Below are 14,129 nucleotides of genomic sequence, written 5' to 3' on the forward strand. Positions count from 1 at the left end.
GGCTCCGCCGTCGGCTGCGGGGCCTCGGTCGGCTCGGGGGCGGGCGCGGGAGCCGGCTCCGGAGCCGGGGGATCGGGCGTCGGCTCCTGGGTCGGCTCGGGCGCACTGGTCGGCCGGGGAGCTGCGGGAGGCGCGGGGCGCGGGGGAGGAGCGAATCCGCTGCCCGGCTCCGGGACGAGCGGCTCGCGCGCCTCGATCACGGCGACGGCCAGCGGAGCGACCGCGGCTCCCGAGGCGAGAGCGCTCCGGAGCTGCTCGACCGCGTCGGTCAGCACCGCCCGCCGGGACGTCGATCCGCGACCGGAGGCGAGGGTCGACGTGGCGAGGCCGAGCACGCGCTCGGCCAGCGCCGTCCGCTGCTCCCCGGCCGCGGTCGTCGCGGTGGTGATGGCGTCGGCCGAGACTCCCTCGAGCGCTGCGTTCAGGGATCCGATCGCCACCAGCAGATCGGTGCGGGCCGCGCCCGCGACGGTGCCGTCGGTCGCGGTGAGGAGCGCGAGCGAGTCGTCCCGCAGCGCGAGGCCGGCCTCGCGCGCGGCGGTGTAGGCCGGAGGCGCGGCGACGTCGATGGACGTCTCGCGGAGAGTCGGGGTCGCCTGCGTGCCCTCCGCGGAGGGCGTGCATCCGGTGAGCGCGCCGGCGGCGACGAGCAGGGCGATCGCGGCCGTGGCGCCCCGGAGGAGCGGGCGCGCACCCCCGCGCCGCTCGGCTCGCCCTCGACTCCGCATCACTGCACCCTAATCGGGGGACGGCCGCCGTGGGCGCCGGTCAGCGGGGCGGTTCGCGCATCCGAGACCCGGGTCGGCCGCACCTCCGGGCCGCACCCACGGCGCTCGACCGGTGGGAAGGGGGCCCGGCGCACACCCGTCGAGGGCGGGGGACGGCGCGCGCGGAACGGCGGGGCGCCCGCCGCCGCGCCGCCTAGCATGGGGCGGGTGACCGACCAGCAGGAGCCTCCCGTCCGCCTCCGCCCCGAGATCCTGGCGCTCCCCGCCTACAAGCAGGGCCGCGCGGCCGCCGCCGACGCCTTCAAGCTCTCCTCCAACGAGAACCCGTTCGACCCGCTGCCCTCCGTGCTCGCGCGGGTCCGCGAAGTGGACGACTTCAACCGGTACCCGGACGCGGCGGCGACCGCCCTGCGCACAGCGCTCGCCGCGGAGTACGGCGTCCCGATCGAGGAGGTGATCGTCGGAGCCGGCTCCGTCGCGGTCATCGCCCAGCTCATCACCGCGGCGGCGGGCCCGGGCGACGAGGTCGTCTACGCCTGGCGCTCGTTCGAGGCCTACCCCTCGCTCGTCACGACCGCGGGCGCCACCAGCGTGCGCGTGCCGCTGCGCGCCGACGACACCCACGACCTCGACGCCATGGCGCAGGCCGTCACCGAGCGCACCCGCCTGCTGATCGTCTGCAGCCCCAACAACCCCACCGGCACCGTCGCGACCGCCGACGACGTCGAGGCGCTCCTCGAGCGCGTCCCGGGAGACGTCCTCGTGCTCCTCGACGAGGCGTACGCCGAGTTCGTCGACGACGAGCGGGCCGTGGACGGCACCCGCCTGCTCGGCCGCTACCCGAACCTCGTGATCGCCCGCACCTTCTCCAAGGCGTACGGCCTCGCCGGCCTCCGCGTCGGCTACGCGATCGGCCACGCGCGGATCCTCGACGCCGCCCGCTCCACCGCCATCCCGCTCTCGGTCACCCGGTTCGCCGAGACCGCGGCGGTCGCCTCCCTCGAGCACCGCGAGGAGCTCCTCGAGCGCGTCCACCGCATCACCCGCCTCCGCGACGACCTCTGGCGGGCGCTGCTCGACCAGGGCTGGACGATCCCGGAGCCGCAGGCGAACTTCCTCTGGTTCGACACCCGCGAGGACACGGCGCGGGCGGCCGAGGTCTTCGAGCGCGCCGGGGTCGTGGTCCGCGCGTTCCCGCCGGAGGGGATCCGCGTCTCCGTCGGCGAGGCGCGCTCTGTCGACAAGCTCCTCAGCGCGGCGGCCGAGATTGTGGCTTCCCTCCCCGAGGGCCACCCCGCGAGACGGATAGGTTAGTCGGGTGGTAGCCACCAGCACGGAGTCGCCGACTGTCCAGTTCCTCTCCGCGGACGGGCGGTTCTCGCCGACCCCCGCGGCCGAGCAGTACGCCTCCTACCTCGACGGGGTGGACGAGGCGCAGCACCGCTCCTTCTACCGCGAGATGGCGGTGGTCCGCCGCTTCGACACCGAGGCCGCGAACCTGCAGCGCCAGGGCCAGCTCGGACTGTGGGTCCCGAGCCACGGGCAGGAGGCGGCGCAGGTCGGCTCCGCGTTCGCGATGCGCCCGCAGGACCACGTGTTCCCCTCCTACCGCGAGCACGTCGTCGGCAAGATCCGCGGCATCGACCTGCTCGGCGTCCTCGCGCTCCTGCGCGGCACGACGCACGGCGGCTGGGACCCGACCGACCCGACGAACGGGAACTTCCACCTCTACACGCTGGTGCTCGGCTCGCAGGCCCTGCACGCGACCGGCTACGCGATGGGCCTCACCCTCGACGGAGCGACCGGCACGGGCGACCCCGAGAAGGACGCGGCCGTCGTCGTCTACTTCGGCGACGGCGCCTCCAGCCAGGGCGACGTCAGCGAGGCGATGGTCTTCGCCGCGAGCTACCAGGCTCCCGAGGTCTTCTTCCTCCAGAACAACCACTACGCGATCTCGGTACCCGTGGCCACGCAGTCGCGCAGCCCCCTCTACCTCCGCTCCTCCGGCTTCGGCATCCCCGGCGTGCAGATCGACGGCAACGACGTGCTCGCGAGCTACGCGGTCACCGCCAAGCACCTGCAGGACGCGCGCTCCGGCGGCGGTCCCCAGTTCATCGAGGCGCTGACCTACCGGATCGGCGCGCACACCTCGAGCGACGACCCGACGAAGTACCGCACCGACGACGAGCTCGCCTCGTGGGTCGCGAAGGACCCGATCACCCGCTTCGCCGCGTTCCTGCGGAGCGAGGGCGTGGAGCAGTCCTTCTTCGACGAGGTCGACGAGGAGGCGAAGGACTTCGCGTCCGACATCCGCCGCCGCCTCCTCGCCCTCGAGGTCCCACCCACGGGCGTCATGTTCGACCACGTCTACTCGGAGCCGCACGTGCTCGTCGAGGAGCAGAAGGCGTGGCTGCAGCGCTACGAAGAATCGTTCGGAGGCGAGTGATGACGATCGACACCAGCACGACGGCCGCGCAGCCGCCCCTCACCGGGTCGCAGCTCGAGTCCATGTCCATGGCCAAGGCGCTCAACGCCGGCCTCCGCCGCGCGATGACGCAGGACGACCGAGTCCTCCTGATGGGCGAGGACATCGGCCCCCTGGGCGGCGTCTTCCGCATCACCGAGGGCCTGCACGCCGAGTTCGGGGCGAAGCGCGTGCTCGACACGCCGCTCGCCGAGTCCGGCATCGTCGGCACTGCGATCGGGCTCGCGATGCGCGGCTTCCGCCCGGTCTGCGAGATCCAGTTCGACGGGTTCATCTACCCGGCGTTCGACCAGATCACCTCGCAGCTGGCCAAGATGACCAACCGCCACGAGGGTGCGATCACCATGCCCGTCGTCATCCGCGTGCCCTACGGCGGGCACATCGGAGCGGTCGAGCACCACCAGGAGAGCAACGAGGCGTACTTCGCGCACACCGCGGGCCTGCGCGCGGTCAGCCCGTCGACTCCCAACGACGCCTACTGGATGATCCAGGAGGCCATCGCCTCGGACGACCCCGTCATGTTCTTCGAGCCCAAGAGCCGCTACTGGCCCAAGGGCGACGTCGACCTCAGCGGTTCCGCCGCGCCGCTGCACGCCAGCCGCGTCGTCCGCCAGGGCACGGAGGTCACGCTGGTCGGCTGGGGCCCGATGGTCGCGGTCCTCCTCCAGGCCGCCGAGCTCGCGGGCGAGGAGGGCACGAGCGTCGAGGTCGTCGACCTGCGCTCACTCTCCCCGATCGACTGGGAGCCGCTGCTCGCGTCGGTCCGCAGGACCGGTCGGCTCGTCGTCGCGCAGGAGGCGTCCGCGAACGTGAGCCTCGGCTCCGAGATCGCGGCGACCGTCACCGAGCGCGCCTTCTTCTCGCTGGAGGCGCCGGTCCTCCGGGTCGCCGGCTTCGACACCCCCTTCCCGCCCGCCAAGGTCGAGAAGCTCTTCCTCCCCGACGTCGACCGCGTGCTCGAGGCCGTCGACCGCTCGCTCGCGTACTGACGCGCGCGACATCCGCCCGCACGAGCCCACAGGAGTCCCCCCGATGACAGAGCAGTTCCTCCTCCCCGACGTCGGCGAGGGTCTCACCGAGGCCGAGATCGTGGCCTGGAAGGTCAAGGTCGGCGACGAGGTGGCCGTCAACCAGGTCCTCGTCGAGATCGAGACCGCCAAGTCGCTCGTCGAGCTCCCCTCGCCGTTCAGCGGCACCGTGGTCGACGTGCTCGTCGACGAGGGCCAGACGGTCGACGTCGGCACCGCGATCATCACCGTCCAGGCCGGAGCCGGCTCGATCGGCTCCGAGGTGCCCGCGATCCCGGCCCACCCCGCGCAGGCCGCCGCCCCGCCCGCCCCCTCCACCACCGAGCCGGGCGAGGGCTCCGGAGCCGCGCTCGTCGGCTACGGCACCGCCGGCGGACACGTCCAGACCCGCCGCCGCCGACCGGGCGCCACCGCCCCGGCCGCCGCGCCCGCCGCCCGCCCGACGGCCCCGGTCCGGCCCGCCTCCGTGCCGGCCGCCGCCGCGCTCCCCGTCATCGCGAAGCCGCCGATCCGCAAGCTCGCGAAGGACCTCGACGTCGACCTCCTCGAGGTGCAGGCCACCGGCCTCGCCGGCGAGGTCACCCGCGACGACGTCATCCGCCACGCCTCCCAGGCCAGCGTCTTCCGCAACATCCAGACCCCCGCCTGGGGCGACGACCGCGAGGAGCGCATCCCCGTGCGCGGCGTCCGCAAGGCGATCGCCGCCGCGATGTCGACGAGCGCGTTCACCGCGCCCCACGTCAGCGTCTTCGTCGACGTCGACGCGACCCGCACCATGGAGTTCGTCAAGCGCCTCAAGAACTCGCCCGACTTCGCCGGCGTCAAGGTCTCGCCGCTGCTCATCATGGCCAAGGCCATCATCTGGGCCGTCCGCCGCAACCCCACCGTCAACTCCGCCTGGACCGACACCGAGATCGTCGTCCGCCACTACGTCAACCTCGGCATCGCCGCGGCCACCCCGCGCGGACTGCTCGTCCCCAACGTCAAGGACGCCCAGTCGATGAGCCTCCTCGAACTGGCGCAGGCCCTCGAGAAGCTCACCCTCGACGCCCGCGACGGCAAGACCACCGCCGCCGACATGCAGAACGGCACCATCACCATCACCAACATCGGCGTGTTCGGGATGGACACGGGCACCCCCATCCTCAACCCCGGCGAAGTCGCGATCATCGCCCTCGGCACGATCAAGCAGAAGCCCTGGGTCGTCGACGGCGAGGTCCGCCCCCGCTTCGTCACCACGGTCGGCGGCTCCTTCGACCACCGCGTCGTCGACGGCGACGTCGTCAGCCGCTTCGTCGCCGACGTCGCCAGCGTGCTGGAGGAACCGGCGCTGCTCTTGGATTGAGCGGATTCCTACTCCGTCGTCATCCGCTCCGCGGTCGGCTGTACGAGGTGGGGCGTTTCGTGGAGCGGGGAGCGTACCGCTACGGCGAATCGCTGGAACGCGATTCGGCGGTGAGCTGGGCGGTGCTCGATCGGGCGGATTCCTCCTTCGTCGTCATCCGTTCCGCGGTCGGCTGTACGAGGTGGGGCGTTTCGTGGAGCGGGGAGAGCGGGGGAACGGCAGCGGTCAGCGGGGGGCGACCGCGAAGGAGTGCAGGGCGAGGGCGTCGCTCAGGCGGGCGGCGACGCGGGCGCCGCGGACGCTGGTGCCCTGGGGGTCCAGCGGCGGGCTGACGACGGCGGCGCCGAGGCGACCGGGAGCGGAGAGGACGAGGGCGCCCGAGACGCTCGACTTGGCGGGGACGCCGACCGCGCGCATCCAGCGGCCCGAGCCGTCGTAGACGCCGCACGTCGCCATGACCGCGACCACGTCGCGCGCGACCGAGGCCGGCACGACCCGCTCGCCGGTCCCCGGGTGCACGCCGCCGAACGCGAGCGTCGCGCCCATCGCGGCCAGGTCGCGGACGTCGACCAGCACGGCGCACGCCCGGGCGTACGCGGAGACGGCGTCGTCGGCGCTGCGGTGCAGGGTGCCCTCCGCGCGCATCAGGTGCGCGAGGGCGTGATTCCGGTCGCCGAGGAGGTGCTCGTCGGCGGCGATGCTCTCGTCGACGGAGAGCGGGCGGCCGGCGAAGGCGGAGAGGCCGCGGAGGATCCGCTCGCTCCGGCCGTCGGCGTCGCCCCCGTCGACCAGGGCGGCGGTCAGCAGCGCTCCCGCGTTGACCATCGGGTTCGGCGGACGCCCGGTGCCGCTCTCGAGCTTGAGGGCGTCGAAGGCCTCGCCGGTGGGCTCGATGCCGACGCGGTCGAGCGCGTCACCGCCGGTGTCGAGGAGCGCGAGCGCGAACAGGAACGGCTTGACGGCCGACTGGATGCTGAACCCCGACTCCGCGTCGGCGCTCGCGCGGACGGACCCGTCGGGCAGGACGAGCGCGATCGCGCAGAGTCCCGGGTCGGCGTCCGCGAGCGCGGGGATGCTGTCGTCGACCTCGCCCCCGTCGTCCGGCAGCACCTCCCGGCGCAGCGCCTCGAGGTCGAAGGCCAGGGGATCGGGGAGGGGGCTCATCCGTCCACTCTGTCAGGGCGGGGAGCCCGTCGCGTCCCGGGCCTCAGACGAGCCCGAACTCCGCGTCCAGCGCGTCCAGCTCCGCGGCGAACGACGCGCGCAGACTCTCCTTCTCGTCGGCGGGCAGCCAGGAGGCCTCCGCTCCGGTGAGCGCCATCGCGCGCAGCTGAGCGGCGGTCGCGCCGATCGGGCCGGCGGCGAGACGGTACTCGTCGGCGAGCGTGGTCGGGAACATCCCGGGATCGTCGGAGCACGGCACGACCCGCAGTCCCGCGTCGAGCATCGCCCGGATGGACGCGCGCCGCCAGGGCCGCCAGGAGCGGCGCGAGGTCGTCGAGGCGACGGTGAACACGACGCCCTGCTCGCGGACGCGCTCGACGACGGCGGGGTCCTCGAGGACGAAGTAGCCGTGGTCGATCCGGTCGCAGCCCAGCAGATCGAGGCAGGTCGTCGTGTTGGCCGCGGTCGGGGCGTGCTCGGAGGAGTGGGCGGTCCGGCCCAGGCCGGCCTCCCCGGCGAGGCGGTAGGCGTCGGCGAAGCGCTCGGGCGGACCCGCCGTCTCGAGGTTGTCGAGCCCGATCCCCGCCACGTACTCGTGGGGGTGGCGGACGACCTCGCGGACCAGCTCGAGCGCCTCCTCCCCGCTGTGGCCCGCGGCCTGAGCCGGGACGGTTCCCGACGGGGCCCGCGGGTCCGCGCGGCTCCGGGAAGCCGGACGCGGTCCCGCGGGTCGGACGTCGCTACGCCGTGAGCGCGACCGCCGTCCACGAGACGGGCGGGAGGGTCAGCGTCAGCACGCCGTCCTCGAGCGTCGCCGTGGCCTCGCGCAGGCGCACGCGGTTCTGGTCGTCACGCGTGTTCTTCGCGTAGGGGTCCTCGTCGAACAGGGCCAGCGCCTCCGCGATGCTCGAGACTCCGAGGCCGCTGACGTCGACGGTGACCTCGATCGGCTCCGTCTGCGACCGGTTCACCAGGAAGACGGCCGCGCGGCCCTCGTCGACGGTGGCGACGGAGTCGATGAGCGGAGCGTCGCCGTGACGGGCGGTCGAGTAGGTCCCCGCGTCGATCCGGGGGCGCAGCACCGAGCCGGAGGCCAGGCGCGCGGTGGTCGAGAACGGGAAGAACGTGGTCTGGCGCCACGCGGCTCCGCCCGGCTCGGTCATGATCGGCGCGATCACGTTGACGAGCTGCGCGAGGGAGGCGGAGGTGACCCGGTCGGAGTTCTTCAGCAGCGTGATCATCAGGTTGCCGAGGACGACGGCGTCGGCGACGGAGTAGACGTCCTCGAGCAGGCGCGGGGCGTAGGCCCACTCGCGGGTGCTCTGGTCGCCCTCGGCGTCGGCCTTCTCCTTGGCCTGCCACTCCTCGAGGTACCAGACGTTCCACTCGTCGAAGGAGAGCTTGATGTCCTTCGTCTTCTTGAGCTTGAACTTCACGTGGTCCACGGTCGCCGCGACGGTCGCGATGAAGTACTCCATGTCGAGGGAGGAGGCGAGGAAGGAGCCGAGGTCTCCGTCGTACTCCTGGTAGTAGGCGTGGCACGAGACGTACTCGACGTCGTCGTACGCGTGCTCGAGGACCACGCGCTCCCACTCGCCGAAGGTCGGCATCGACGAGCTCGACGAGCCGCAGACGACCAGCTCGAGCGAGGGGTCGGCGATCTTGAGGGCCTTGGCGGTGCGGGAGGCGAGCTTGCCGTAGTCGTCGGCGCTCATGTGGCCGACCTGCCAGGGGCCGTCCATCTCGTTCCCGAGGCACCACATGCGGATGTCGTAGGGCTCGGTCCCGCCGTTGGCGATGCGCTGGTCGGCGAGAGCGGTGCCGGCCGGTCCGTTGGCGTACTCGAGGACGTCGAGCGCCTCGAGGACGCCGCGGGTGCCGAGGTTGACGGCGTACATGATCTCGCTGCCGGTGAGCTCCGCCCACTTCGCGAAGTCGTCCAGCCCGACCTCGTTGGTCTCGAGCGAGTGCCAGGCCAGGTCGCGGCGGCGGGGGCGCTCGGAGCGCGGGCCGACGCCGTCCTCCCAGCGGTAGCCCGAGACGAAGTTGCCGCCGGGGTAGCGGATCGTCGTGGTGCCCAGCTCCTTGACCAGCTCGACCACGTCGAGGCGGAAGCCGTCCTCGTTCGAGGCGGGGTGGCCGGGCTCGTAGATGCCGTCGTACACGCAGCGGCCGAGGTGCTCGACGAACGAGCCGAAGAGGCGCGGAGTGACGGGGGCGACGACCGCGGCGGGGTCGAGGCTGATGCGCGCGGTGGCGGCGGGGGCGTCGGTCATGAGGGCCTTTCGGGCTTCGGGCTCCCGCAGCGGGCTCGGCGGCGAGCGGTCTTTCTAACGTTGTACACGATGGTCCGCCCCGCCTCCGCTGCTGTCAAGAGCGGCACGGGCCCCACCCGCCTCGCTGCGCCGCTGCCGAGGTCGGCAGACCTCCTCGCGCGTCGGCCCTCCCCGCCGCCGCTCAGCGCACCTGTGCTCGACTGGGCGGGTGCCCTCCTCCGATGCCGTCACCGACGCCTGCTCCGAGCTCGCCGACCGCGCCGATGCCCTCGCGGCGTCGCATCCCCGCCCGCGCGCGTTCCTCGCGGCCGTCGCGAAGGACGTCGCCGGCATCCGCAGCGCCCCGCTCGGCGCTCTCGACCTGGCGCACGGCGGCCGCAACCGGGTCCGGGGGAAGGGCTTCCGCCGCCCCTACGACGACGGCACCCGCGGCCAGGCCCGCCACTTCGCCGGCGTCGCGGGCGCCACGCTGTACCTCGGCGGCTCGCTCGCGCACCTGTTCCTCCGGACCGTCGGCGGCGACGTCCGCGGCTCGGCCGACGACCGGCTGACGAGGCGGGCCGTGGAGTGGAGTCGGCTCCTCCGCCGCGGCAAGCTGGCCGTCGCGGACGCGGGAGCGTGGATCCGCCGCGAGATCTGCGGCAGCGGGACCTGCGCCTAGGCCCCGGTCGACGCCCGGCCGACCGGCGGGTCCTCCGCGATCGGCCGGCCCGCGGTCGACTCCCGGGCGACCACGGTGAACGCCGCCTCGTGGAGCGTCCCCGGGCCGGTGCGGGTGCCCTCGATCCGGGCCTGCAGCACCTCGACCGCGGTGCGCGCGATCTCGTCGCGCCCCGAGTCCACGCTGGAGAGGCTGGGGGAGGAGTAGCCCGCCTCGTCGATGTCGTCAAAGCCGATCACCGCCACCTCCTCGGGGACGCGGACCCCCGCCTCCTGGAGCGCGCGGACCGCGCCGAGCGCGAGGGTGTCGTTGAGCGCGAACACGGCGTCGAAGTCGAGCCCGGAGGCGAGCAGGCGGCGCATCGCCTCGGCGCCGCCGGAGCGCCGCCACGGGCCCGAGACGCCGATCATCCGCTCGTCGTAGGCGATGCCGGCCTCGGCGAGCGCGGCGCGGTAGCCCTCGAGGCGGAGCGACGCCGAGCTGACGGCGGCGTCGGGGTGGGTCCCGAGCGCCACGATCCGGCGCCGGCCGGAGGCGAGCAGGTGCGCGGTGGCAGCGTGCGCCGCCGCCGTGTTCTGCATGGTGACGTGGTCGACCAGCCCGGTGAAGATCCGCTCGCCGAGCAGCACCAGGGGGAAGCCGACCGCGAGTGCGTCCTCGTCGGCGAGGCCCAGCGGGCTGAAGAGCAGGCCGTCGGTGAGCTGCCGGCGCTCGCTCGCCAGGACGCTCCGCTCGCGCTCGGGGTCGCCGCCGGTCTGCTCGATCAGCACCGTCAGGCCGCGCTCGTCGGCGGCGCGCATCACGCTGTCGGCGAGCTCGGCGAAGTATGGGAGGCTCAGCTCCGGCAGGGCGAGGCCGATCACGCCGGTGCGGCCGCGGCGCAGGCTCCGCGCGGAGAGGTTGGGGCGGTAGCCCAGCTGCGCGATGGCCGCCTGCACCCGGGAGCGGGTGGCCGGGCGCACGTGCGGATAGTCGTTGATCACGTTCGAGACGGTCTTGATCGAGACGTCGGCGGCGCGGGCGACGTCGTGCAGCGTGACGGCCACGGTCCTCCCTCCGCTCGGCCCTCACGCTACCCCGGGGCTCCGCTCCGGCCTGTCGCGGATCGACGCCGGGGCGGCGTGCGGGCGGGGCGCGTCGCCGGAGCAGGACGCGCCCCGCGGCCGATCAGGTGTACCAGCTGGGCTCGGGGACGGTGTCGAGCAGGGCGAAGACGCCGACCTCGCGGCGCTTGTAGGGCAGCGGATCGTGCAGGGAGTGGGTGCGGAGGTTCCGCCAGTAGAGGTCGAGTCCGACCGAGCTCGCGGAGGCGCGGGCGCCGGTCAGCTCGAAGACGCGGGTCGCCGTCGCGAGGCCGTCCTCCACGATCCGCGCCTTGGCCGCGGCGATCCGCACGGCGATCTCGCCGCGGCGCCGAGGCGTCAGCTCCTCGCGCGGAGCGTGCAGCGCGGCCGAGAGCGCGGCCCCCGTCGCGTCGATCAGCGCCTCGTCGGCCCAGAGCCGGGACTGCAGGTCGCCGTATCCCTCGAGCACGTACCACTCGTCGCCGGCGCGCTCCTTGTCGTCGCCGCCGTACGGCCAGGCCCGGGTGCGCTCGCGGGTGTACTGCGCCGCGCGCTCGAGCGCTCCCTGCGCGATGCCGAGGTAGAACTCGGCGAAGACCTGCTGGATGACGGGCACGTTGAGGGTGTTGTAGACGAGCGGACGGTAGACCTTGTCGACGAAGCCGGCCGCCGCCGCCCACGGCACGCGGACGCCGCGGATCTCGACGGAGCCGGACTCGGTGAGGCGCTGGCCGAGGCTGTCCCAGTCGCGGCCGAAGACGATCCCCTCCTGATCGGTGGGCACGATCGCGAAGAGGTGGGTGTCCGTCCCCTCGAGCACCCCCTCGAGCACGGTCAGGTCGCTGACCACGCCGCCGGTCGAGAACGACTTGCGGCCGGTGAAGACCAACTCGTCGCCCTCCTCCCGCACGGTGAGGTCGGAGTCGCGCGGGTTCACCGCGCCTCCGTAGAGGAGGTCCCCCTCGGTCGCGAGCTGCTCGACCGCGATGATCTGCTCAGGGGTCCCCACGAGGCGGGCCGCCCAGGCCCAGAGGTAGTGGTAGCCGAGCAGCTGGCCGATCGAGCCGTCGCCGCGCGCGACGGTGCGGACGACGCGGAGGGCGGTGGTCCACTCCTGGGCGCCGCCGCCGTGCTCGGCGGGCCCGAGCAGCGTGACGAGGCCGGCCGCCTTGAGCAGGGCGACCTCGGCGAAGGGGGCGGCGCCGGCGCGGTCGCGCTCGAGGGCGTCGGTCGCGAGCACGGCGGCGACCTCCTCGGCGCGGACGAGCCAGGCGTCGGGGGAGTCGGGCCGGGGTGCGTCCGTCCAGTGCTCGGCGGCGGCGCCGATCGTCGTCGCGGCGTCGGTGCCGATGGTCGTCGGTGCGGTGGTGGTCACGGTGTCCTCGTCTCGTCGGGGGCGGTGTGCAGCGACTGTGCCAGGGGCGAGGTGCCCGGAGCGAGGCGCGTGTCGCCCCGTGTCCGCGTGTGTCGGCGGATGACCGGCGGGCGCCTCTGCACGATTTTGACAATCGTTATCAATAGCCGTTAGCGTGGGAGCACCCGCCCGGCCCCTGACCCAGATCGGCTCACCGTGAAGACCCGCCTCCTCGCCCTCACCGCCCTCCTCGGCAGCACCGCGCTCGCCCTGAGCGGCTGCTCCGGAGCGGGCAGCGCCTCCGACAGCTCCTCCGCCGCCGCCGCGGGCGGGCCCGTGAAGGTCGTCGCGTCGACGAACGTCTACGGCGACCTCGTCTCGAGCATCGGCGGCGACCTGGTCGAGGTGACCAGCATCATCGACAGCCCGGACAAGGACCCGCACGAGTACGAGGCCACCGCCCGCGACCAGCTCGCCGTGTCCGGCGCGACCCTCGTGATCGAGAACGGCGGCGGCTACGACCACTTCCTCGACACCATGATCAGCGCGGCCGGCACCGAGGCCCCCGTCATCACGGCCACCGTGATCGCCGGCCTGGAGGACGTCCACGACCACGCGGAGGAGGAGGAGTCGGAGGGCGGGCACGAGCACGCGGAGTTCAACGAGCACGTCTGGTACGACCTCTCGGTGATGAAGGAGGTCGCGGGGCGGATCGGCGATGAGCTCGCCGCGCTCGACCCCGACAACGCCTCCGCCTACTCCGCCAATCTCGCCACCCTCGACGAGGGGCTCGACGCGCTGATCGCCCGCGAGGACGAGCTGAAGGGCACGCTCTCCGGCCGCTCCATCGCGATCACCGAGCCCGTCCCGCTGTACATGACCGATGCGCTCGGCCTGACCGACGCGACTCCCGAGGCCTTCAGCGAGGCGGTCGAGGAGGGCACCGACGTCCCCGCGACCACGCTCCAGGAGACGCTGGCGCTGTTCTCCGGCGAGGCCGTCGACGCGCTGATCTACAACGAGCAGACCGAGGGCGCGCAGACGGACGCGGTGCTCGACGCCGCGAAGGCCGCCGGGATCCCGGCCGTCCCCGTCACCGAGACGCTGCCCGAGGGCGACGACTACACCGGCTGGATGACCGCCAACCTCGACGCGATCGAGGGAGCACTCTCCCAGTGAGCCACGACTCCCCGACCAGGCCCGTCTCCCCGGAGGCGGGCCCTTCGGCGTCCGTGCTGCGGCTGCGCGGCGCCGGCCTCCGCTTCGGCGACCGCGAGCTGTGGAGCGGCGTCGACCTCGACGTGCGCGCCGGCGAGTTCGTCGCGGTGCTCGGCGCGAACGGCTCCGGCAAGACGAGCCTCCTGCGCGCGGTGCTCGGCCAGCAGCAGCTGAGCGCGGGGGAGCTGCAGGTGCTCGGCGAGCCCGTGCACCGCGGCAACCGGCGCATCGGCTACATCCCACAGCAGAAGCTCGCCGACGAGGGCACTCCGCTGCGCGCCCGCGATCTGCTCGGGCTCGGGATCGACGGCCACCGGTTCGGCCTGCCCCTGCCCTCCCGCTCCCGGCGCGCGGCCGTCGACGCGCTGCTCGAGGCCGTCGGCGCCACCGCCTTCGCCGACGCCCCCATCGGCAGCCTGTCCGGCGGCGAGCAGCAGCGCGTCCGCGTCGGCCAGGCGCTCGCGGGCGACCCGGCGCTCCTGCTCTGCGACGAGCCGCTGATCGCGCTCGACCTCGCCCACCAGCGGGCGGTCAGCGAGCTGATCGACCGGCACCGCCGCGAGCGGAACCTCGGCGTCCTCTTCGTCACGCACGACGTGAATCCGGTGCTCGGCATGGTGGACCGCGTGCTCTACCTCGCCGGCGGCCGGTTCCGGATCGGCACCCCCGACGAAGTCCTGCGCTCGGAGGTGCTCAGCGAGCTCTACGACGCACCCGTCGACGTGATCCGCGCCCGGGGCCGGGTCATCGTGGTCGGCGCCCCCGACCACTCGCACGTGCACGAGCACGAGGAGGGGCAGTCGTGA

Annotated in this window: 12 protein-coding genes and 1 pseudogene; 7 read left to right on the top strand and 6 right to left on the bottom strand. The window is 73.6% G+C overall.

Annotated features, from left to right (window positions below):
• Positions 1–728 (bottom strand): hypothetical protein (locus C5C54_RS17855; protein WP_374953279.1); only part of this gene is annotated, 728 nt, incomplete at its 3' end.
• A 198-nt stretch (positions 729–926) separates the two neighbouring features.
• Between C5C54_RS17855 and hisC the strand changes: the two genes are divergently transcribed.
• From hisC to C5C54_RS03255, 4 genes are all read left to right on the top strand, one after another.
• Positions 927–2,042 carry a histidinol-phosphate transaminase gene (gene hisC, locus C5C54_RS03240; protein WP_104287790.1) on the top strand — a complete coding sequence of 372 codons (1,116 nt, stop codon included), beginning with the start codon at positions 927–929 and terminating at the stop codon, positions 2,040–2,042.
• Positions 2,043–2,046: 4 nt separating this feature from the next.
• Positions 2,047–3,174, top strand: a complete 1,128-nt coding sequence (locus C5C54_RS03245; RefSeq protein ID WP_104226633.1) for a thiamine pyrophosphate-dependent dehydrogenase E1 component subunit alpha — start codon at positions 2,047–2,049, stop codon at positions 3,172–3,174.
• Between the two features lie 62 nt (positions 3,175–3,236).
• On the top strand, positions 3,237–4,202 hold the full coding sequence (locus C5C54_RS03250) for an alpha-ketoacid dehydrogenase subunit beta (RefSeq protein ID WP_181027250.1): 966 nt from the start codon (positions 3,237–3,239) through the stop codon (positions 4,200–4,202).
• Positions 4,203–4,245: 43 nt separating this feature from the next.
• A complete protein-coding gene (locus C5C54_RS03255; protein ID WP_104287791.1) occupies positions 4,246–5,586 on the top strand; it encodes a dihydrolipoamide acetyltransferase family protein in 1,341 nt (446 codons plus the stop codon).
• Positions 5,587–5,811: 225 nt separating this feature from the next.
• Here C5C54_RS03255 and glsA read toward each other — a convergent pair whose 3' ends face one another.
• From glsA to C5C54_RS03270, 3 genes and pseudogenes are all read right to left on the bottom strand, one after another.
• Positions 5,812–6,750, bottom strand: coding sequence for a glutaminase A (glsA, locus tag C5C54_RS03260; protein WP_104287792.1), 939 nt, complete (start codon positions 6,748–6,750; stop codon positions 5,812–5,814).
• 43 nt (positions 6,751–6,793) lie between these two features.
• A pseudogene (locus C5C54_RS03265) lies at positions 6,794–7,378 on the bottom strand (adenosine deaminase); the annotation flags it as partial.
• 112 nt (positions 7,379–7,490) lie between these two features.
• The gene (locus C5C54_RS03270) at positions 7,491–9,026 is read right to left on the bottom strand and encodes an alpha-N-arabinofuranosidase (protein ID WP_104227228.1); all 1,536 of its coding nucleotides are present in this window, start codon (positions 9,024–9,026) and stop codon (positions 7,491–7,493) included.
• 208 nt (positions 9,027–9,234) lie between these two features.
• Between C5C54_RS03270 and C5C54_RS03275 the strand changes: the two genes are divergently transcribed.
• Positions 9,235–9,687 (top strand): hypothetical protein, encoded by a 453-nt coding sequence (locus C5C54_RS03275; protein WP_104287793.1) that lies wholly within the window; start codon positions 9,235–9,237, stop codon positions 9,685–9,687.
• On the opposite strand, the gene C5C54_RS03280 is transcribed toward C5C54_RS03275, so the two are convergent.
• Complete coding sequence (locus C5C54_RS03280) at positions 9,684–10,733, bottom strand: LacI family DNA-binding transcriptional regulator (RefSeq protein ID WP_104287794.1); 1,050 nt, start codon at positions 10,731–10,733, stop codon at positions 9,684–9,686. The genes C5C54_RS03275 and C5C54_RS03280 overlap by 4 nt on opposite strands.
• 121 nt (positions 10,734–10,854) lie before the next feature.
• Positions 10,855–12,126 carry an acyl-CoA dehydrogenase family protein gene (locus C5C54_RS03285; protein ID WP_258063199.1) on the bottom strand — a complete coding sequence of 424 codons (1,272 nt, stop codon included), beginning with the start codon at positions 12,124–12,126 and terminating at the stop codon, positions 10,855–10,857.
• Positions 12,127–12,321: 195 nt separating this feature from the next.
• On the opposite strand from C5C54_RS03285, the gene C5C54_RS03290 reads away from it, so the two are divergent.
• Both C5C54_RS03290 and C5C54_RS03295 read left to right on the top strand, forming a co-directional pair.
• Positions 12,322–13,284: a metal ABC transporter solute-binding protein, Zn/Mn family gene (locus tag C5C54_RS03290; RefSeq protein WP_104287795.1), complete on the top strand. Its 963-nt coding sequence runs from the start codon at positions 12,322–12,324 to the stop codon at positions 13,282–13,284.
• Positions 13,281–14,129 carry a metal ABC transporter ATP-binding protein gene (locus tag C5C54_RS03295; protein ID WP_104227225.1) on the top strand — a complete coding sequence of 283 codons (849 nt, stop codon included), beginning with the start codon at positions 13,281–13,283 and terminating at the stop codon, positions 14,127–14,129. Before C5C54_RS03290 ends, C5C54_RS03295 begins: the two co-directional genes overlap by 4 nt.

The organism is Rathayibacter sp. AY1F2, assembly GCF_002930885.1.
GTDB lineage: Bacteria > Actinomycetota > Actinomycetes > Actinomycetales > Microbacteriaceae > Rathayibacter.

Excerpts from the sequence above, each read along its gene's own strand:
- C5C54_RS03255 (WP_104287791.1), top strand. The coding sequence starts at position 4,246 with ATGACAGAGCAGTTCCTCCTCCCCGACGTCGGCGAGGGTCTCACCGAG.
- C5C54_RS03270 (WP_104227228.1), bottom strand. The coding sequence starts at position 9,026 with ATGACCGACGCCCCCGCCGCCACCGCGCGCATCAGCCTCGACCCCGCC.
- hisC (WP_104287790.1), top strand. The coding sequence starts at position 927 with ATGGGGCGGGTGACCGACCAGCAGGAGCCTCCCGTCCGCCTCCGCCCC.
- C5C54_RS03250 (WP_181027250.1), top strand. The coding sequence starts at position 3,237 with ATGTCCATGGCCAAGGCGCTCAACGCCGGCCTCCGCCGCGCGATGACG.
- glsA (WP_104287792.1), bottom strand. The coding sequence starts at position 6,750 with ATGAGCCCCCTCCCCGATCCCCTGGCCTTCGACCTCGAGGCGCTGCGC.